Consider the following 19,464-nt stretch of genomic DNA (forward strand, 5'->3'; position numbering starts at 1 on the left):
GCCCTTGCGTCATCTCACTGCGTCGCCGCGATCCCTTCTCTCTTTTCCCTCAGGAGCCGGATGATTCCTCGACGCCCTTCCGATCTCGACGACCCCAAGCTCGAGGCCGAGACCGCCCATCCGATCGCGGGCGCGGAGGCCGTCTGGGCCAACGTGCCGGCGCTGCGGCGTGACTTCGGCCACCTTCCCGATGCGCCGACGACGACAGACGGCTGGCACACCTGGCTGGCCCGGCAGGGCGGACTGATCTCCGCCACCCAGGCGGCGCAGGAAGTGGCCAATACCCGGATCCCGATCCGCGACGTGGCGGTGACCGTGTACCGCCTGCCGCGCGGCGGCCGCGCCTTCTCCGTTCCCCTGCGCTCCGTTGCCAGCGACTACGTGGATCCCATCGAAGGCGGCGGCCTGCTCAGCCTGAAGGCGGTCGGGGTCAAGCCGGGGGTGGTGCCCGAAGCCAACCTATTCAACTACAGCAACGGACTGCAGTGGTTGGAAGGGGTTCTGCACGAAGTTCTGATCCAGCGGGTGGTCGAGAAGGTGCTGCGGTACGCCGGCAGTTCGGTGAACTGTTTGCCGGTGTACGGAGCCCTCGATGGCGGGTTCGCCGTTCGCGACAGCGAGGGCAATACCTGGCCGGCGGGGATTTTGGTTCGGCAGGCCCACCGCCGGCAGGTCAAGGGCTGGGACTTTCCGCTGCTCGGCAGCCCAGGCCAACAGCTGATGCTCGACACCGAGCTGGAACTCCGGCGCTACGGCATCACCTCGACTTCCGACAAGGGAACCTTCCAGCTCAAGCGGCACGCGGACGGGAGACTGGAGTTTCTCTGTGCCCACCTCGGGGGATTCGTTCCGGGAGACACTCCCGCGGGGGTTGCCCGCGGCCTGTGGGAGCGGTTCCGGACCTACGCCGAACCCGGTGAAGATTTCATTCGCTTCAAGGGGGTCGCCGTCCAGTTCACCCGCTTCGAGGAAGGGGTTGAACCACTGCTGCTCGACTTCGGTGGCTTCCGCTTCTCCGACCGCTTCACCGGGCCGCTCCTCAGCTTGGTGCTCCAGCAGCCGAGCAACTGGGGCGGCACGATCAATCCGGATAGCGATGCCTATGTGCAGCCGGATCCGAATCGTGCTCTCGATCCTCGGTACTGGCGGGCGGAACCACTGGAGACGCTTTCGAAGAAGCACCTGGAAGGTGCTTTGGAGGCCCTGCCGGAGAGGCTGCCGGGGCCACCGGACGATGTGCCCTACTCGCCGGTGGAACATGTGGTCTGCCGCCTGGCCCAGGGATTCACCGGCGGCACCCTCGCAAGACAGGAAGTGGCCTCCGCCTTGGATCACCTCCTGGCGCTGACCACCGAGAGCCTGGAACGAGGCTAGGCCCTCAGGCAGGACGAGTCCAACACCAGTTCCGTCGCCCAGCGTTCCCCCCGGGCGTCCATCGGAAAGGCCTCGGGAGTGGGCAGCATTTCCTCGAACTCCACCGGCCCGCCGGCCCGTTCGACGATGCCTGCCAGCAGTTCGAGGAAAGTTGGCGACCGCAGGTCGAGAAACTGTGGTTTGAAGGTCTGCTTGTCTCCAAAGATCACCCGCTCGATGACGAAGACTCGCGCCGCGACGCCGTGAAGGCGTCGCCAGCGATCGAGGCCGACACGCGCCTGGGCGCCGGGTCGCTGCAGAATGTCGGCAAGCTCCGCCGCCGGCACCACCCAACGCCGGCGCGCCAGCACCAACCGGTCGAGAACCACCCGGTCGAGGTGCGTGACCTGGCCGTCGGTGCGCCGCGGTTGGGGTGGCGTGCGACTGCGGATCTCACCGGGCCCGAACTGCGCTAGGAAACCGATCAACGACGGCATGAAGGCGAGGGTGGCGGCGCCGAGATGGAGCGGCAACAGGCGCCAGCCCGCCGCATCGACTAGGACCGGCAGGGAATCGTCGAAGCGCACCCGCAGGGAGGCGAGTGGAATTCCCCGGTCCACCGCTACCGGCGGCGTTTCTCCCGGTAGCCATAGGGCACGTTCGGTCGGAACCTCGTGAACGTTGAGCGTGTCACCCTGGCTTGAATAAAGGTCGACGGGCTCCCCTCCCAGTGGATTCTGACCCAGCCTCCGCAGGCCGGTCCCCGGGCCCATGCGGAAACCGTTGGCGATGCACCGACGGTCGGCCCGTTCCAGAATTGGCAGAAGGCGGCCGGGATAGCGGCTGGTGCCCTCGAAGACCCGATGGGCCATCCAGCGCCCGCCTTCGCCGCCGATTGGCTGGGCGAACAGGCATGGGCCGGACAGCGGGGTCACCCAGCCCGGCAGCTCGTCTAGCAGGGCCTCGAGGCCTCGGCGAGACATCACCGCCTCGCCGGCCGTGCCGGCGTCGCCCAGGCTCATTTCCGGGAGCGCACGCCACAGTTTCCGGCGCTGTTTCTGGAGTTTGTCGAGGTCAGCCACAGCCAGTGGGTTGAAGCCGTGTCCATCGCTCGGGTCGGCCCCTTCTCCCAAGGTCCGACGCACCGCGGGCCAGAGCGGTAGGGCGTGCTCGAAGAGGTCGAGGGCGGCCACCTCGTCGCGTTCCGGCCATTCGCGGCGGGCGATTTCCCGTAGGGTCAGCAGAATGTCGTAGCGGGGAGAGAGAAGGTCGAGAACGCGGAACCACGGTTCCACCTGACGCAGCAAGATCGTCGCGTCCTCCGCTCGCCCCAACACTGGCGTCGGCGCATCGGCGGCGGCGAGAGCGACGTCTTCGTAGGTCTCCGACCGCTTGTAGCGATGTAGTGTTGTCGTCGCCGGATAGCCCGCCGCGCGTCCGGCGACAAGCCAAGCCTCTTCGACGGCCCGGTCGATCGAGCGGGCGGCATCGACCGGCTCCTCACAGGTGGCGAAGGCCGATTCCGCCGCCAGCCAGGTGGCGAAGGCGTCTTTCCCCGGATCGCCCTCGACTCCGCCAAGCCAGTGGGCGATGCTCGATTCGAGGCGCGGTCCGGCGCTTGTCCAGGGTGCGGTGAGGACCAACACGCCCGCTGCAACCAGCCGGTCGAGGAGGCTCCGCGAGCGTTCTCGATCGCCGCCGAACTCTCCGCACAGCTTGTCCTCCAGATCTCCCAGCGTCGAGGCATCGGCAACTGGCTGACGCAGCCACTCGACGATCGTCGGATCGATGGTCACCGTCGCCGGCAGCCCGCCGATGCGGCGCAGGCGCAAGTTCTGATCTTCGCTCTTTGGAAGCCAGCGCACCGGTTTAATCAACCGGTGGCGGTCACCCTCCAGGTGGCGAAGGGAATCGTTGAGCTGAACGGGCCTTTGGCGCAGAACCTCCGGTGACGCGAGCCACGCCGCCTCGATCTGCTCGACCAGGTAGCGCCGTACCCTCACCAGCGACCGCTCCTCCCACTCCCCCGGACACCCGACCAGCTGGATTCCCTCCGGAGAGTCCGGCCGAGCGCTGCCTCCGGCAGGCGGCGACCAGCCGGCGCGAGTCCAGCGGGTGAAGGTCGAGAAGGGCGAAAGCTTGAAGACGCCGCGGCTCCAGTAGCGCACCAGGCTGGCGCGGGCGCGTCGTGCTTTACGGCCGCGGCCCTGCAGCAGGGTCTTTCGCACCGCCGCCAGGCGCGAAGCCAGCGGTTGCGACGAGAGAGCCAGGGCGCGGCGAAAGGCAGGCTGATCGAGGGTGGAAACGAGAAAGGCGTCCTCGGCGCGCGAGCACTGGCGGTAGGTGGCATCGAGGTCGGAGTCGACCGCGTGGAGGTGCGTTGCCAGCGAGGCGAGCTGGCTGAGAGCACTGCGCGTCGAATCCGGCAGGACCTCCGACGGCATCTCCCGCCAGTCGCCGCCCGGGGGGCGACCGTTGAACAGGTCGCGCTTGAGCCGCAGCAAAGGGCTCCGGTGCTCCGGCGGCGCATTGCCCACGGCGATGAAGAGTGCTTCGATCAGACCGGCACGCCGGGCATCGAGCTGCCGCACGAGATCTCGCCGCCTAGCCAGCAGCGGCTCGAGCCGTCGGCCGTCGAATGGGTCGGCGGGCGATGCCGACTGGCCGGCGATGCGTGCCGCCAGCAAAGGCGGCTGCTGAGACTCGTCCGTCGTCTCGATGTCCTTCACGGAGGGGTGAGGTGGATCCTTTGGAAAGGTTCCAGGTTCTCGGCCGCGGCGCGGACGATGAGATGCAGCGCGAAGGCCTGATCGAGCCGTTTGAGGCCGATGAGGTTTGCAAAGCCGTGCAGAACCTTGATCAAGGGTGGAAAAAACGGCTGGGCGGCGAAGGGATCGAGCTGAATACCCGAGTCGTCGTAGCGGCCGTCGACGTGGCGAGCGATCCGCAGGAGGGTCGCGCCCCAGGGGGTATCCGGTACCGGCTCCCGCGGTCCCTCCACGGCGATCGATTCGCGCAGAACCTCGACGGCGCCGGCGTTGCGCGACGCCAACCGTTCGAGGTTCTCGATGTACTCCTGGCCCTGGTCTTCCTCTTTTCCTTCGCGCAGCAGCGGTGAACGGATCAACCAGTCGCGGTGGTACGCGGCGTAGGCGGCGGTTTCCTGGGGGGAGAGGCCGAGCGCGTAGGCCGCCTGGATCATCGCCCGCCACATCAAGCGCTGGCGTCGCGGATGATCGATCACCGCCCGCTGATCCGCCAGCTCGGAGAGAAACATCGAGCATCCCCGATCGAAGGCGCGCACCATCAGTCCGCGGTAGGCGGGGTCTTCCAGGTACGGTTCACCGCCGAAGGAGATCTTGGTCAAGCGGTAGTCGGTGAAGTCGAGGGACCGGTCCGGCGCCGGCTCGTCGCCAAAGTCCCTACCGTCGATCGGCGGCGACTCCGACCGGGAGGGCCGGCGAGCCTCGTCGTCGGCCGGCGGCAGTCGGCCGAAGAACCCTTCGGTCAACGACAGCATCCGGGAGCGAATAGCGTCGACCTCCGATTCTGGAAGGTGGATGCGAATCTTGAGGTGCTCGCCATTGCGGGCATAGCGCATAGCCCACAGTAGCGCCTCGTCGGGTAGAGCCTCGAGTTCGCTGCGCAGGGGCACCAAAACCTCGAGCGCTGCGGAGTCCAAGACGCTCGCGGCATAGAGATTGGCGGAAAGGTTGGGGTCGGTGGACGCGCCGCCTTCGCGAGTGCCTCTCGGAGGTTGCGCCGCCTCTACCACGGCACTTCTCCTCCTTGGCTTCCCGGCCTACAGGGAGCATTGAAGTCGCCAAAAGAATATTTCTTCATCGACTTGCTAGGTTATCAGGAGATTTTTTGATATGGTTGTATGGATAAATACAGAGGTCAGTAGTAAAACAACGCGTGTTCGGCTTCGTAGCCGACCGGTGTTCGCGAGCCGCGATAGCTGCTCATTCTCGAAATCGACTAAGGAGGTTGTTTATGTCAGATGACGTTAAGAAGGGCCTGGACAAACTGGAGAACGTCGACATCACCGAGATTTCGGACGAGGATCTCGAAGGAGTGTCCGGTGGCGCCGAGATCGACGAAGGCGACTGCGACTCGTGGTGGTGCTGTTCGAACACCAACGCATAAGCTGATTGGACAACCCGCAAGCGGCCCGCCCGCGTCCTCGACGCTGCGCGGGCCGTTTCCTTTTGCGGCGAATCTCCAACGGGCATCCTCCGCAGGCGCCAGTCCAAGGAGCCTTCCCTTCCCTATGACCATCCGCAATGGTCTCGCCGCCGGACACTGGACCGGCCATCACCTCCACTACCATGGGGAGCAGGACCTGCTTCTCGCTTCCCTCCTGATCCCGATCCTCCACCGGTGGTTTGCCGCCGGTTCCCTCGAACGCTTTTTCTTTGTCCGCTATGCCCTCGGCGGACCCCACATTCGGCTGCGCTGCCGCTGGCGGGATACGAACGCCGAAGGCCGCTTTCAGGACGAACTCACCCGCGTCGCCACCCGCTTCTTCGAGCGGCACCCCTCCGCCTCGAGCTGGTCGCCGGACACCATCCGGCAGCGCAACCGAGGCATTCTTGCGCACGATCCCAGTGAAGTGGACGACGTGGTCTATCCGGACCACTACGTGCGGCAGGTGATTTTCGAACCGGAGACCGACCGCTACGGTGGCGAGGCGCTCGTCGCCGCCTCGCTGGAGGTCTTTTGCCTCTCGAGTCTAGCCGTCTGTGACGCCTTGGCCAGTGCGGAGTTCTCCCCGAAGGAATCGAAATACGCCCTCCAAGTACTCGCCGCTCAAGCGGTGGCGAGCGTCGAGGATACGCTCGACTTCAGCCGCTTGATGGAGAGCCTCGGTGAGCGAGCACGGCGGCGCTTTCCGGCGGCCCTCGACCAGGCGGACGAACGGTTCGCCCAGACGGGCCGGGCCTTCTCTCGCGGTCTTTACGGTCAGCTCCGTGGCCCAGCTTCCGACGCCGTGGACCGTCTCCAGGCGGGACTCCGGCTGTTGCGCCGGCAGTTGGGCGAGGTCGGCGATTCGGCATCGACGGTCCTGATGAGCCAGCTCCACATGACGGCGAATCGCCTTGGCCTGTCGAACCTCCGCGAAGTCTATCTGTTGCGGCTTCTCGAGTGCGCCGCGGGCCAGTGGCTGGAGGAGGATCTTGCCCTGCCGCCGACCTCCGGCCAGCCATCGGCGGGCGCTCCCGATTCGCTGGCTGAACTCGTCAACGGAGGACTCGACCGCTTCGCCTCGTCCGGTGACTCCAGTACACTTCAGCCGGTGGATTCTCGAGCACAGCGGAGGGGACCATGACAGGGTCGGTAGAGACCATCTTTACGGCTGAACGGTTGTTTTCTCCTCTCGGGCTCAGCACTTTTGTCGCCCAGTATTGGCAGTCGCAACACCTGCTGCTGCAGCGTGATCACTCCTCTCACTACGGCGACCTGTTTCGCCTTCGAGACATCGACCGCTACCTGACGCTGGCGGCGGAAACAGGGCTGGGCAACATCTCCCTCATCCGGGACGGCAAGGTCACCCGAAAGTTGCGGCCAAGGGGACTCGACGTCCGACAGCTCTACTCCGCTCTAGGCAACGGCTCGACCCTTCTCTTCGAGCAGATCGATCACCTCTGGATGCCGGTGCGTGAGCTGGCGGCGGACCTCGCTCGGTCACTCAGTGCGCGAGTGAAGGTCAACGTGTACCTGACGCCCCCGGGCCGCCAGGGCGCACCGATTCACCCGGACATTCAAGATGTTTTCGTCCTGCAGCTCGAAGGGGCCAAGGAATGGCACTTGTATGGCGAGTCCATGTACGAGCCGGTGGAGACCACCGAATACCTGACGGAACTCGGCTACAGAAGGCCGGTCATGCCGAAGGAACCCGAGGCCATGCCGCCGGTGACCCTCGAGCCCGGCGATCTGCTCTATATGCCGAGGGGCCTCCTCCACCGCGCCGTAGCCCCGGCGGATCGCCCGTCGCTCCACCTGACCGTGTGCGCAACGCCGATCTACTGGGTGGATTTCCTCAAGGTGGCCATTGAGGCTGCTTCGCTGGAGCGTCCGGAACTCGCCGCGGCTCTGCCTCCGGGATTCGAATGGGCCGGCGTCGACGCCACTCTGCAGGAAGCCTTCGAGAGCGCCGTCGATCTGGTGCGGCGGGGGACTTCCTTCGCTACCGTGGCTCAGGCTTTTGCTCAGCGGACCGAGAAGCTTCCCGGAGATGGCCATTTCCATACCCTCCTGCACCTCGAAGAGATCACCGCAGAGACCGTCCTTGAAGCTCGGACCGGCTCCCCCTGCGAGATTGTCCACCGGGGCGACAAGGTCGAACTGCGGTGCGGTTCCATCAAGCTCCAGGGACCCGCCGGTGTGGCACAGGCCTTCGAACGGATACGCGATCGGCCGCGGCTACGGGTGGCGGAGTTCTCCGAAGACTTGAGTGCAGAGGCGAAGGTTTCCCTCGCCCGGCGCCTGGTGTCCGAGGGACTGCTGCGGGTCGCCGGCCGTGCCGTCGCAACCGCTGAGGGCGCCGTGAAGACAGGGTAGCGGGCAGAAAGCTGCAACCGTATACGGTAGGGCGCTCCCCCGAGCGGTCCGGGAAGTTCTTGGAGTCTTTTCGACGCGCCCAGGGTCCCTTTCTTGCCGGCCCTGGCGGGCTCCTTCTTTGCCGGGCGAAGTTGCTGAATTGGCTCGAATCATGCGACACATCGCGTTGGAGTAGTCTGATGACATGGGTGGTTAGTGCTATATTTCGCGGGAATTCTCTTGCTTAGGAAATTCGTGCCGGGATTGTCACATGTCGGTACTCAAGGCCCCGGTAGACTGTCGAATGCCGCAAACCTCCAACGCTTCACGAGCCACAGTCGAAACTGCTTCGCCGCGTGGCAGCGCCCTGCTGTCGGTATTGCTTGTCATAAGCCTCGCGGGGATGGCGCCAGCTCTAGCGCAGGAAGCCGGTTGCCCGACCAACGTACCGGCGACTGTGATTCAGAGCCTCGAGAACGCCGAGATCCGCGCCCAGGCAGGGCAGGCGCCGAACTGGGCTCAGATAGGCGGTGACTACCAAAGGGCTCTTCGGCTGGTCCAGGCTCAGATTCGAGAGCACGAGAGCAAGCTGCGCCAATACGAAGCCGGGATCGCGCAAGGTAACGGTGCGCAGTGGAGGAAGGCCGCCTCCCTGACGCGAGACGGTCTCAAACTCAACCGAGCCGCAGCCCAAGTCCTCGCCTGTCACGCTCGGCGGTCGCATGGAGGCGCCACAGGCGCCCCCGGCTCGAGGTCATCGCAAGAGACTCTCTTCGGCGAGACCGTCCGTCCGGTTGGCAGGGAGCCGAGGTCCCGAGGCTGGGGCCCCCGCCGCTCCCAAACCGACGATCTACCGCGGGCGGACCTGGGTGAGGCTTTCGACACAGCCCTGGATGAGCTGCTAGAGGGCCTCCTGGACTGGGAAAACGACCCAGGAGAAGAGACCGAATCAGGGGCCAACTCCGGTCCCGAAACCGGCTGTAAGGCTCAGGTCACTGCGCGACTCAAGACTGACAACACGGGACAAGTCTTCCTTGACGTTCGCGCCAGCTCTGATGAACCGAGTGCCAACGTCTCCTTTCAGCTTTCCAACCCAGGCCTCACAGAGCGGCCCTTCGGAGATCCGGTGTTCTTGGAAACCACCGAAGGGTTCGCCGAGCTGTCCATCCCACTGGCGCACGCCAGGCGCGATGCTGCGACCGAGTCCTCCCCATGCAGCAATCTCGAAGAAGCCAGCCGGCAGCTTCGAGAGAACTGGACTCGGCTCTCAACCAAGTACGACGTTCTGGACACCTACCTGTCAGAGGTCAGCCGCTATCGCGAGGAGTTCTCAGAGACAGAGACATGGGTAGCTGTGGGCTATATCGCTCTCGCGTTTAAGCAGGTTGCCGAGACCCTGGAGGTGTACCTAATGGGTTCGAGCCTCAGCACCTGCGTCGGCGGCTTGGCGAACGCCACGATCTCCGAGATTGTCTCCCCGGCCTCCTGCCTCGCCGGCGGGAACTGCCTGTACGACTTCCTAAACAAGCACGCAAGTCTATGGCTGGAGGCAGCCTCCTGCACTGGATCACAGATCGCCGCGACCATCTCCGGCATCAAGGGTCGACTGGACTTTGTGATCAGCACCGCTGAGAACTACTCGCACCTGCAGGATATCAACGAGTTCAGGGACATCGTCCGCGGGAACATGCTTCGTCTCGAAGGCGAGCTAAGGAAGGGTGACGCCAAGCTGAAGCAGCTCGCGAACAGTCGCCGCGAGGTTGAAGAGGCGATACAAGCTCTCCACTCTTCGTGCCGATCCTCGGCCCTTGAGGGGATCGCAGTGAAAGTCCTTTCCTGTCAAGTCAAGCTTCCGGAACCGCTCGGATAGGAGGCCATGCGGTTCATCGAGCTTGTCTTGATGCGTCCCCGGTCTCGCCGCCTACCCGTTCCCATACAGCCAGGTAGAAACAACACTGGAGGAGCGCGCATGTATACCATTACGAGACAATCGAACCTTCGGCCAGTCCTGGATCTCGCTCTTGCGGCGCTTCTGCTCGCTTTCTCCGCGACGTCGGCGCTCGCGGAGGATCCAATTGAGGCTCGATACCAAGGTGGCGACTACAGTGGTGCGATCGAGTTTGCCGAGAATCGCCTCAAAGAGGCCCCGGAGGATCTGCGTGCCCGCAAGCTGATGCTCGCTGCGCTGCTCAAGCTTGGGGATGCTCATTTCGCTCGGACGCTACTGGATGACCTGCCCAACGACCGTGCGCATGAGCGCTTCAAGCAAAGTGCAGAGAGAATCCTTGAGCGGTTTGAGGCTAGGGAGCTGGACGAGGCCAAGATCATCGCCGCTCTTGCGCACTTCCAGACCGACTCGGCAATAGACGTGATCCGTGAATCCCATTTTACGCAGCTGGAAAAGAAACTCCTAGAGTCGCAGATTCTGGCCCTTTCTGGGCGCTTTTCCGAGGCGCTTGGGGCCATCTCAGGCGCTGAGGTTTCGAGCTACTCGCAGAAGAAGCTTCTAGACGACCTCACATCGCGGACTCGGGAGAAGGCCCAGCGTTTTGAAGAGTTGTGGGACAGCGAGATTCGCTTTTTTGTAGATTCGCCAGAGTCGTCTGCCCACTGGGGCTACTGCACCAAGTCAATACCTAACTACACCCTCGAAGACTTCGTCAGAGTTGTTGACGATGTGGCACAGCTCGCACCCCTAGACGGCCGAGTGCTAGACCTTATCTTCTTGTCTTCGCTCTTCGTCACGGACGACTACGAGCCTGTGCGGAGACTGGGCGAGGCCATCTTGTCGGCGAAGGGTAGCCTAGGCTTTTGGGCGCACTCCAGAGACTTCCACTACCGATTGGTCGTTGACAGTCGACAGCGGACAGTGAGCATCCAAGAGCAGCGGCCAATCGAAACGAGCTTTCGGCAAAATTTGATGGGCACTGGATGCAAGAAATCGAAGCAGTCCTACGGGAATCCATTAAAGCCGTATCGGGTCTCGTTCGATGCAATCCGAAGTGTGGAGCAGCACAATGGCGGAAACAACAGCTTTGATGACAGTTTCATAGGCTTCAACGGCCAACACGAATCCGGTAACCTCAAGGTTGCCACGCTCGTCTTCTGGGAGTGGGGCCGAGCCGCGGAAAGTGCGGTCTACCGGAAGCTGGGGCGGTTCTTCGTGGACCTTTTTGGGGTCTCTGCTGCCAAACTGGTTCCGGAGCGCCAGGACCTGGGCTCTGGTGCCCTAGCGCTAGTGTTCGGAGCTGCCTACGGCCTTCAGGCCCTGAACCAGGGGACCTCCTTCGACATAGCGGCGTTTCAGCAGGACTTGATGGACGGCGCAAAGCTGCTGGAGGAAGCGAACGCCCAGAACCGGGAGCGGCGGATCGCCTGGATGCAGCACCTCAAGTCTGAGGAGATTCTCAGCATCGACGAGTCGCGATTCGAGTCCTTAGAAGACCTTCTCGGGAGCTAATACGATTTCGCAGACCGTAGAGAGAGCGAAGTCGAGGCCGCTCTCCGAGGCTCTGCACCAGTCCAGAGAGTCCGTGACGGGGTATGATTGCGCGGTACGATCGCAAAAGCGAAATCGACACCCCGCAACCGAGATGCCCAGCGACTCGCCAAGATCCTTCGGGACGGAGGCTACTCCTATGACCAGGCGAAGCATCTGGTCGCCGAGGCGCGACGCCTGGTCGGCCTGAAGCCGCCGCGTCGACGCAAAGGCAGCGTTGATCGCTTGACCCGTGAGGAAGGTTGCCGCGCCAGAAGCCGTTCGAGGTCGACGAAGACCTTCTGGCTCACGTCGCGGACCAGCTGAACGTGCACCCGATGCGGCCGACCTGATCGCGCGGTACGCACTGCGACATCCGACGATTTCGGAACATGCCGAGCGGACGAGTCGTTACCTCGGCCTTCGCCCATTCGAATCCCGAGACCGCCGAGAGCTGCGTCTGTTCATCCGCAAGGAGGTCGAGCACCTCGAGCAGGTCTCTGGACTTCTTGCGGCGGCAGAAGGACACCTGCGCCGGCAGGGGCTCCTCTTACCGGCGGAATCCACCCTGTGCCGCGTCGTCGGCGAGGAGGGACGGGCCTTCCGCAAGAGTCTTTTCGAGAAGGTGGAGTCCACGATACCCCAGGCGGTCAAGGACGCCATCGACGGGCTTCTCATCGCGGAGCGGGATGAATCCGAAACCTCCGCGCTTCAGTCGATCAAGGAACCACCCGGCTCGGCATCTCCTCGAGCGATCCTGGCAGAGAGGGACAAGCTCGATGCGATCCTCGCAACAGGGGCCATGGACGTCGATCTCTCTTGGGTTCGCGGCGCACTGCGCAAGTCCCTGTCCCATCGCGTCCGCCAGTCAAGCGCTCATCGCCTCCGCGAGCTCGTGCCCGGGCATCGCTATGCCGCGATGCTGTGCTTCCTGCAGGAGGTCCACGGAGACACGATCGATCAGGTCGTTGATCTCCACGCGAAGGTGATGACTCAGACCTACCGTGGTACGAAGAACCGGCTCGACAAGGAGTACTCCCGGAATCGGAGATCGCTAGTGGCGAAGCTGTCGACGTTGGCGGCGGTGGGAGAGATCCTACTCGATCCCGAGCTACCGGATCGGGATCTCCGCGGGGCAGTGTTCTCTCGCGTACTGCGCGAGGTTTTCGAGTCCCAGGTCAAAGAGACGCGCAGATGGCTGAGCGAGAAGAGCGACCTCTTCCCGAAGGTGGCCGCGCGCTACGCCTACTTCCGGCGGTTCTCGCGCCAGGTGCTCGAGCGCCTTCACCTGGAGCCTGAGGCGACCACGGATGCCAGCGAAACCCGCCAGTTGGTCGCTTCCGTGGATCTGCTCCGCCGACTCAACGCTGAACGGAAACGCTCGGTGCCGGAAGGAGCGCCGCCAGGCTTCGTCCCGAAGAGCGTACGCCCATTCCTCGAGGTCGATGGCTCGATCGATCGGGCAGCCTACGAGTGTGCGGTCCTGACCGCGATTCGAGACGAGGTCCGCAGCGGGAACATCGCCGTCCGAGGCAGCAAGCGCTTCGGTCGCCTCGAGGATCTCTTCATGCCTCCGAGCGCATGGGAGATCGAGCGGTCCAGCTTATTCGAGAAGGCCGGCTTGCCTGCGCTCGGTCAGGCCGCAGCCGGGCACGTGTCCGGCCTGGTCGGGCAGTCCTACGATCGATTCCTGGACACGCTCCCTCGCAACGCCTTCGTCGAGGTCAACGCGGAGGCGGGCTGGAAACTCGGATCCGATCCGGCGGAGCAGATGGATGCCATTGCGGAGGAGAGGCTCGCTCGTTTGAACGGTTTCCTCGAGGAACACATGCGGCGGATCCGGTTGCCAGACCTGCTCATCGCGGTCGACAATGAGGTCCGTTTCTCGCGGTTCCTCTCGCGAGATCCAAGGCAACGTTCGCAAGAGAGCGTCTGCCAGGCTGTTGCTGCAGTGATGGCCTACGGCTGCAACCTTGGTCCCGAGACGATGGCCCGGCTCACGCCAGGCGTGAGCTACGCGCGGATCAAGCGGGTGGCTGACTGGAATCTCCCTGAAGAGGCACTGCGCGCAGCCTTGGCGCAGATCGTAAACGCGATCGGAGGGCTCTCGACGTCGAACGTTTGGGGCGAAGCCAAGACGGCGTCGAGTGACGGTCAGCGGTTCCTCTTCCCTCGGCGGTCCGCGCGGCGCACCTACAGTCACCGGATGGGGGACTATGCCCTGGAGTTCTACTCCTTCATCGCCGACCACTACGCCCCCTTCTTCTCCTTTCCGATCGAGTGTTCCGAGAGAGACGCCGCCTACGTCCTCGACGGCCTGCGCTACTACGAAGCCGATCTCGAGATCGACGAGCACTACGTCGACACCCACGGCCTCACGGAAGCCAACTTTGCCGGATTCGCGATGCTGGGCCTGCGCTTTGCGTCCCGGATCCGGGGACTGCGACGGCAGAGTCTCTACCACGCAGACAGGCAGCGGGATTACGGGGCACTCGCCGAGATGCTGCGGCCGCGGGACCGACTCCTCCGGTTAGACTGGATCGCCGAGCAGTGGGATCGTATGGGGCAGTTCTTCTGCTCGATGGCGACCGGCCACGCGACTGCCTCTGTCTCCATGAAGCGCATCGTCGGCTTCGGGCCCAGGAACCGTCTCTACCGAGCGATCCGAGAGCTCGGCCGAGCCCTCAAGACAGTCTTCCTCCTCGACTACCTGAGCCAGCCGGACCTGCGGCGTCGGGTTCGCCGCGGCCTTCTGAAGTCCGAAGAGCTACACGCCTTGGCAAGAAGCGTGTTCTACGGGAAGCTCGGCAAGGCGGATTGGCGCGACTTCCGGCGGCAGATGTCAACCGCCAGCTGCCTCCTCCTGATTCTTGCTGCGATCATCTACTGGCAGATCCGCGAAATCGAGCGCGTGACCGCGGAAGCCGCGGACGACGTGCCCACTGACCTCCTCGTGCATGTCAGCCCGATCAGCTGGGAGAACGTCGTCCTCTATGGCGAGTACCGGCTGCGTCCGGAACTCGTTGCACTCGGGTGAGCGGCCTACCGTATTCGGTTATAGCTTTCTGCCCGGTACCCTAAGACCGGCGGCTCGAGCTAACCCGAAGGAATCCGGTCAGCCGGCGGCAACGTCGAGGGCTCGCTTCCAGCCGTAGAGGATGAGCGGGCGCTGGCGATGGATCGGCAGGGCGAGCTGCTTGAGGGTGACGTGGACCACTTCTCGCAGCAGGGCGGCACCGGTGTAGGGCGAGGTTTCCGAAGGACGATGCTCGCCCGGCGGAATGATCGCCAGCAGGCGCTCCAGGGCCGCCGCCGTCGGGCCCTCGCTTGAGGACTCGCTCTCCCAGGCGCGAGATAGGAGGTCCAGGTTTGCCGGTCCGAGGACTTCGGCTAGGCGGGCCGCCATGTCGTCTTCGGTCTGCATCCGGCGGATAATCGACGCGGCATGGTGGCGCCAGTAGACCGAGGGATGGCTCCAGGCCCGTCCGAGTACGGCCTCCAGCCGCGACAGCCAGGCGACCGCCGCCGCCATCGCAGATGTACCCTCTCCTAGGGTTCGCAGAACGTCGTCCGCGAGGCGGTCGAAGATCCGCCAGGCTTCGTCCGGCCTCGAGGTCGCCCGCAGCAGGCGGAGCGGGTAACCGTCCGCTGGCTGCGCACACCACCGAACGGAATCGCGTTCGGCGAAGCCCTCCTCGGCATCGGTCACACAAAGGGATTTGCCGAGGCATTGGCGGTGCCGAAGGGCCAGTTCGTCCTCGCCGATCTCGCCGCTGGCGGGATGCTCGGACAGGTGGTGACGGATCGCTTCGCCGAGAGCCCGCCTCACCTCCCCAAGACGCCCCGGAGAGACGGTCAGGAGGAGAAACAGATGGGGGCCTCGGGCATCGAACCGGTCGAACCAGAAGTGGCTGATGGATCCGGTCCGGCGCAGGTCGCGGATTGCCGGTACAAGGCCGTTCACCAGCAGAGCCGTCTGCTCCGGCAGGTGCCAGCGATAGACATTCCCGGCGAGGTGGGGTCCCGCTTCTATGGAGCTCAACGCAGGGAACGTCGGCTCAGGGGTAAGGGATCAAGATGTCGTCCAGCTCATAGAGCTGACGAGCCTTGCCGCAGAGATATTCCGCCCGCAGCCCATGCTTGAGGATGTGTTCCAGTGACCGGCGCTCCGGAATCGTCAGGCTCGGCAGAGAAAGCACATAGGAATCCAGCGTGGAGTAGTAGATGGGCTTGCCGCGACGGTCGATGAGCAACGGATCTCGGCCGGCGGCGAGGGCGCAGATCGTCCGGTAGAAGCTCTTGACGACCTCCCAACGGCGCTGCGCCCGGGCGATCCGCGCCTCCAGGAAAAAGAACTCCACCCCATGATGGGCCAAGGGCAAAAGGAAGGGGAGAAATCCGACGACCTCGCGCAGGCAGTCCCGCGCCCTCGAAACATCGTTCCAGGCCGCTTGATGTTGCCCCCTGAGAAACGATTCGTAGGCCGCAGCGGTGAAGTACCAGCGGCCCACTACTCCCGCCCAGTCGGGTCGCTCCTGCTCGAAAGTAGCCATGCCTTCTCGCGCCCGGGAGAGCGCCTCACCGGCTTCCGCCAGGCGACGGCCGTGCAGCAACTGAACCGCCTCGTCGACCGCCGCGCGCGCTTTCGCCGCATCGCTCTCGAGGTAGGCCTGAATCCACGAGTCGCCCTCCCGGCCACCCTTCATGACGAGGAATTCCCACGGCGGAAAATCTTCCATGGTGAGCTTCCCGGTGTCCGGGGAAGGAGCCCACCGGACCGGTGCGTCGGTACTTGCTGCCACGCCCATTTGAGTCGAAGATTAGCACGGGCCATCGGTCCGCCACGCACCGACCTTCGGGGAGAAGCGACGCCCAACCCTTGCATAGACGGATCTGCATGGAAGACAATGGAGTGGCTATCCGGTGATGCGGTACCCGTTTGTAGGATGAATTTTTCGATTGAAGGAGGTCTGCCATGTCGTACCGGTTCTTCTCTACCTCCGTAGAAAATCTGAGACGCGAGGGCGAAAGGCGCGCGCGCCTCGCGGCGGTGGCGGCGCCCCTCGCATCGCGCGAACGCACCGGCCGCCCGGTCAGTCCTTTGCGTCGCCGGCTGGGTCGCGACTTCTTCACCCCCGCCGGCCAGCCGGCGACGGTGCCGTCGCCGCCGTCGGCCGGGGTGATCGCCTACTCGCGCCTTGCTTTCGGCCCGCGGCCCGGCGAGATCGATGCCTTCAACGCCCTCGCCGGGACCGACCCCGCCCGCCTTCAGGCCTGGGTCGACCAACAGCTCGATCCGGCGAGCCTCGACGACAGCCACATCGACAACCGCATCGCGGCCTCGGGCTTCACCACCCTCGGCAAGACCGTCACCCAGCTTTGGACGGAGCACGCCATCGCCCAGGACATCCCTTGGGACGAGGTGATCCGGCCGCTGCGCGAAACGGAACTGGTGACCTTCCTGCGTGCCATCTACAGCCGCCGGCAGCTATTCGAGGTGATGGTCGATTTCTGGCACAACCACTTCAATGTCTACGCTCATGAATGGCCCTTCGCCCCGATGTGGGTGCACAGCGACCGGGACGCCATCCGCGCCCACGCCTTCGGCAACTTCCGCCAGATGATCGAGGCGGTGGCGCGCACTCCGGCGATGCTCCATTACTTGGACAATGCCGAGAACTCCTTCGAGGACGCCAACGAGAACTACGCCCGCGAGCTGCTGGAGCTGCACGGCCTGGGGGCGGAGCACTACTTCGGCAACATCCCCCAGGGAGCGGTGCCGCGAGACGCACAGAACCGCCCCCGCGGCTTCGTCGAGGACGACGTCGTCGCCGCCGCCCGTTGTTTGACCGGCTGGACGGTGAGTGACCGGAGTTGGGACCCGGAGATCGGCAATAGCGGCGAGTTCCTGTACTACGACCCCTGGCACGACCACGACCCGAAACACCTTCTCGGGATCGACTTGCCGGGGAATCAGGCGCCGATGAAGGACGGTCACGATCTGTTCGATCTGATCGCCGGTCATCCGGGCACCGCCCGCCATGTAGCCGGCAAGATCGCTCGGCGGCTGCTCGGGGATGTCCCGCCGGCGTCGGTGGTGGATGCGGCGGCGGCGGTGTTCGCGGCGCAGATCAGTGCACCGGATCAGCTCGCCCAGGTGATCCGCACCATCGTGCTGTCGCCGGAGTTCCTTCAGACCTGGGGCGACAAGGTCAAGCGCCCCTTCGAGATCGCCGTCGGCGCTTTCCGGGCGACCACCGGCGACATTCCCTTTCTGCGCGGTGACGACGCCACCAACTGGTTCTACTGGGAGTACTACCAAACCGGCCAGCCGCTCTTCGGCTGGCATCCGCCGAACGGCTATCCGGACTTCAAGAGCGCCTGGAACACCACCGCTCCGCGGGTGATGAGCTGGCGCCTCGCCAACATGCTGATCCAGGTCAACGACGGCGAGAATGAATATTTCGAGTTCCTGAGCCAGATGCCTCCGGACGTGCGCTCGGCGGAAGCCATCGTCACCTTCTGGACGGAGCGCATGCTCGGCCGGCCGACGCCCCCTTCGGAACACACCAAGCTGGTCGAGTTCATGGCCCAGGGCCACAACCCGTCCTTCGACCTCCCCCTCGACACGGACGAGGGTACTCAGATTCGCCTGCGCGCCCTGATCGCGCTGATCCTGCAATCGCCTTCCTTTCTCTGGCGCTGAGGAGTTTGAATCATGTGCCATGACATCACGCGGCGCGGCTTTCTGGTGGGATGTTCGGCGGGCATCGCCGGCTTGGCCGGCTCCCGGTTCAATACCGTAGCCTTCGGGGATCCGGGGCTTAATCAAGAGATTCTGGTGGTCGTCTTCCTGCGCGGCGGGGTGGACGGCTTATCCCTGGTACCGCCCATCAGCGGTGCCGATCGAGGCCACTACCAGGCCGCCCGGCCGGGACTGCAGATCCCCACCACCGGCCCCGGCGCGGCGCTCGATCTCAACGGACAGTTCGGCCTCCACCCGGCCGCCGCTCCCCTCTTCGATCTCTACCAGGACAACCGCCTGGCAATCGTGCAGGCGATCGGCATGGCGGACGTGGTCAACAAATCCCACTTCGACGCCATGCAGTTCGTCGAGTTGGGTACCCCGGGATCCACCACCATCTCCACCGGTTGGCTGACCCGCCATCTCACGTCCGCCGGCAACCTGCCGGCGGACCCGGTGATGCCGTCGCTGGCGATCGGCGATCTCCAGCCGGCTTCGCTCCTCGCCAGCCTCGACACGGTGAACGTCGCCAACCCGGACAACTTCAACGTAGACAACGGCCCCTGGCAGTGGCGCAATGCTCAGCGTACCGCCCTGCGGGCGATCTACCAGGAAGGGGGCACCTGGCTTCACGACGCCGGTCTCCAAGCGCTGGACGCGGTGGACATCATCAGCCTCAACGCCGGCGACGAGTACACCCCGGCAAACGGTGCCGTTTATCCGGACGGCGATTTCGGTGACCAGCTACGGGTGCTGGCGCAGATGGTCAAACTGGACCTTGGCCTGCAGGTGGCCACCGTCGACTTCGGCGGATGGGATACGCACGATGGCCAGGGTGAGGGCTCGACCGGCTATCTGGCGGATCTCTTCACCGTCCTGTCGAGCGGTCTAGCGGCTTTCTACACGGATTTGGACGGCGCCGGCGCCGATCACTACACCCAGCGATTGACCGTGGTGGTGCAGAGTGAGTTCGGTCGCGAGCTGCTGGAGAACGCCGACGACGGCACCGAACACGGCTACGGTAATTTGATGCTGGTGTTGGGCGGCAACGTCAACGGCGGTCTGCACGGCAACTGGCCGGGCCTGGCGCCGGGCCAGCTAGTGGACGGTACGGATCTCGCCGTCACAACCGACTACCGCAGGGTGCTGTCGGAAATTCTCATCCGCCGCATGTGCAATCCGAGCATCGGCCAGATCTTCCCCGGCTACTCCGGCTACTCGCCCCTCGGCGTAGTGCAGGGACCGGATCTGCAGGTGGGAGAGACGATCTTCGAAGACGGTTTCGAGTCCGGCACCACCGCCGCCTGGTCCGCCAGCACCGGTTAGCGATTCCTGTGACAGAGTG

The 19,464-nt window shown here is 64.4% G+C and carries 13 protein-coding genes; 9 read left to right on the plus strand and 4 right to left on the minus strand.

Annotation, left to right across the window (positions count from 1 at the left end; translation table 11 throughout):
* Nucleotides 1-60 precede the first annotated feature (60 nt).
* Entirely contained in the window at nucleotides 61-1,374 is a 1,314-nt protein-coding gene (locus AAF481_16025; GenBank protein MEM7482685.1) for a hypothetical protein, read from the plus strand.
* On the opposite strand, the gene AAF481_16030 is transcribed toward AAF481_16025, so the two are convergent.
* Together AAF481_16030 and AAF481_16035 are read right to left on the minus strand one after the other, a co-directional pair.
* Complete coding sequence (locus AAF481_16030) at nucleotides 1,371-4,082, minus strand: lantibiotic dehydratase (protein ID MEM7482686.1); 2,712 nt, start codon at nucleotides 4,080-4,082, stop codon at nucleotides 1,371-1,373. The two genes, AAF481_16025 and AAF481_16030, sit on opposite strands and share 4 nt — an antisense overlap.
* Nucleotides 4,079-5,128: a hypothetical protein gene (locus AAF481_16035; protein MEM7482687.1), complete on the minus strand. Its 1,050-nt coding sequence runs from the start codon at nucleotides 5,126-5,128 to the stop codon at nucleotides 4,079-4,081. Before AAF481_16035 ends, AAF481_16030 begins: the two co-directional genes overlap by 4 nt.
* Before the next feature lie 221 nt (nucleotides 5,129-5,349).
* Here AAF481_16035 and AAF481_16040 point away from each other — a divergent pair, with 221 nt between their 5' ends.
* The 6 genes from AAF481_16040 to AAF481_16065 all read left to right on the plus strand — a co-directional run bounded on the left by AAF481_16040 (nucleotide 5,350) and on the right by AAF481_16065 (nucleotide 14,411).
* On the plus strand, nucleotides 5,350-5,502 hold the full coding sequence (locus tag AAF481_16040; GenBank protein ID MEM7482688.1) for a hypothetical protein: 153 nt from the start codon (nucleotides 5,350-5,352) through the stop codon (nucleotides 5,500-5,502).
* 124 nt (nucleotides 5,503-5,626) lie between these two features.
* Nucleotides 5,627-6,685 (plus strand): thiopeptide-type bacteriocin biosynthesis protein, encoded by a 1,059-nt coding sequence (locus tag AAF481_16045; GenBank protein MEM7482689.1) that lies wholly within the window; start codon nucleotides 5,627-5,629, stop codon nucleotides 6,683-6,685.
* On the plus strand, nucleotides 6,682-7,917 hold the full coding sequence (locus AAF481_16050) for a cupin domain-containing protein (GenBank protein ID MEM7482690.1): 1,236 nt from the start codon (nucleotides 6,682-6,684) through the stop codon (nucleotides 7,915-7,917). The genes AAF481_16045 and AAF481_16050 overlap by 4 nt, the downstream gene beginning before the upstream one ends.
* Before the next feature lie 250 nt (nucleotides 7,918-8,167).
* The gene (locus tag AAF481_16055) at nucleotides 8,168-9,766 is read left to right on the plus strand and encodes a hypothetical protein (GenBank protein ID MEM7482691.1); all 1,599 of its coding nucleotides are present in this window, start codon (nucleotides 8,168-8,170) and stop codon (nucleotides 9,764-9,766) included.
* A gap of 99 nt (nucleotides 9,767-9,865) precedes the next feature.
* Nucleotides 9,866-11,356, plus strand: coding sequence for a hypothetical protein (locus AAF481_16060; GenBank protein ID MEM7482692.1), 1,491 nt, complete (start codon nucleotides 9,866-9,868; stop codon nucleotides 11,354-11,356).
* A gap of 271 nt (nucleotides 11,357-11,627) precedes the next feature.
* On the plus strand, nucleotides 11,628-14,411 hold the full coding sequence (locus AAF481_16065) for a Tn3 family transposase (GenBank protein ID MEM7482693.1): 2,784 nt from the start codon (nucleotides 11,628-11,630) through the stop codon (nucleotides 14,409-14,411).
* 78 nt (nucleotides 14,412-14,489) lie between these two features.
* Here AAF481_16065 and AAF481_16070 read toward each other — a convergent pair whose 3' ends face one another.
* Together AAF481_16070 and AAF481_16075 are read right to left on the minus strand one after the other, a co-directional pair.
* Nucleotides 14,490-15,416 (minus strand): lantibiotic dehydratase C-terminal domain-containing protein, encoded by a 927-nt coding sequence (locus AAF481_16070; protein MEM7482694.1) that lies wholly within the window; start codon nucleotides 15,414-15,416, stop codon nucleotides 14,490-14,492.
* Between the two features lie 16 nt (nucleotides 15,417-15,432).
* A complete protein-coding gene (locus AAF481_16075) occupies nucleotides 15,433-16,113 on the minus strand; it encodes a hypothetical protein (protein MEM7482695.1) in 681 nt (226 codons plus the stop codon).
* Between the two features lie 236 nt (nucleotides 16,114-16,349).
* On the opposite strand from AAF481_16075, the gene AAF481_16080 reads away from it, so the two are divergent.
* The gene (locus tag AAF481_16080; GenBank protein ID MEM7482696.1) at nucleotides 16,350-18,080 is read left to right on the plus strand and encodes a DUF1800 domain-containing protein; all 1,731 of its coding nucleotides are present in this window, start codon (nucleotides 16,350-16,352) and stop codon (nucleotides 18,078-18,080) included.
* 12 nt (nucleotides 18,081-18,092) lie between these two features.
* A complete protein-coding gene (locus AAF481_16085) occupies nucleotides 18,093-19,445 on the plus strand; it encodes a DUF1501 domain-containing protein (protein ID MEM7482697.1) in 1,353 nt (450 codons plus the stop codon).
* The last annotated feature ends 19 nt before the right edge of the window (nucleotides 19,446-19,464 follow it).

The sequence above is a fragment of the Acidobacteriota bacterium genome, from assembly GCA_039030395.1.
Lineage (GTDB): Bacteria > Acidobacteriota > Thermoanaerobaculia > Multivoradales > JBCCEF01 > JBCCEF01.

What these genes read in the sequence shown, in the direction of transcription:
- AAF481_16025 (MEM7482685.1), top strand. Translation starts at nt 61, where the DNA reads ATGATTCCTCGACGCCCTTCCGATCTCGACGACCCCAAGCTCGAGGCC.
- AAF481_16040 (MEM7482688.1), top strand. Translation starts at nt 5,350, where the DNA reads ATGTCAGATGACGTTAAGAAGGGCCTGGACAAACTGGAGAACGTCGAC.
- AAF481_16045 (MEM7482689.1), top strand. Translation starts at nt 5,627, where the DNA reads ATGACCATCCGCAATGGTCTCGCCGCCGGACACTGGACCGGCCATCAC.
- AAF481_16050 (MEM7482690.1), top strand. Translation starts at nt 6,682, where the DNA reads ATGACAGGGTCGGTAGAGACCATCTTTACGGCTGAACGGTTGTTTTCT.
- AAF481_16055 (MEM7482691.1), top strand. Translation starts at nt 8,168, where the DNA reads ATGTCGGTACTCAAGGCCCCGGTAGACTGTCGAATGCCGCAAACCTCC.
- AAF481_16060 (MEM7482692.1), top strand. Translation starts at nt 9,866, where the DNA reads ATGTATACCATTACGAGACAATCGAACCTTCGGCCAGTCCTGGATCTC.
- AAF481_16075 (MEM7482695.1), bottom strand. Translation starts at nt 16,113, where the DNA reads ATGGAAGATTTTCCGCCGTGGGAATTCCTCGTCATGAAGGGTGGCCGG.
- AAF481_16080 (MEM7482696.1), top strand. Translation starts at nt 16,350, where the DNA reads ATGTCGTACCGGTTCTTCTCTACCTCCGTAGAAAATCTGAGACGCGAG.
- AAF481_16085 (MEM7482697.1), top strand. Translation starts at nt 18,093, where the DNA reads ATGTGCCATGACATCACGCGGCGCGGCTTTCTGGTGGGATGTTCGGCG.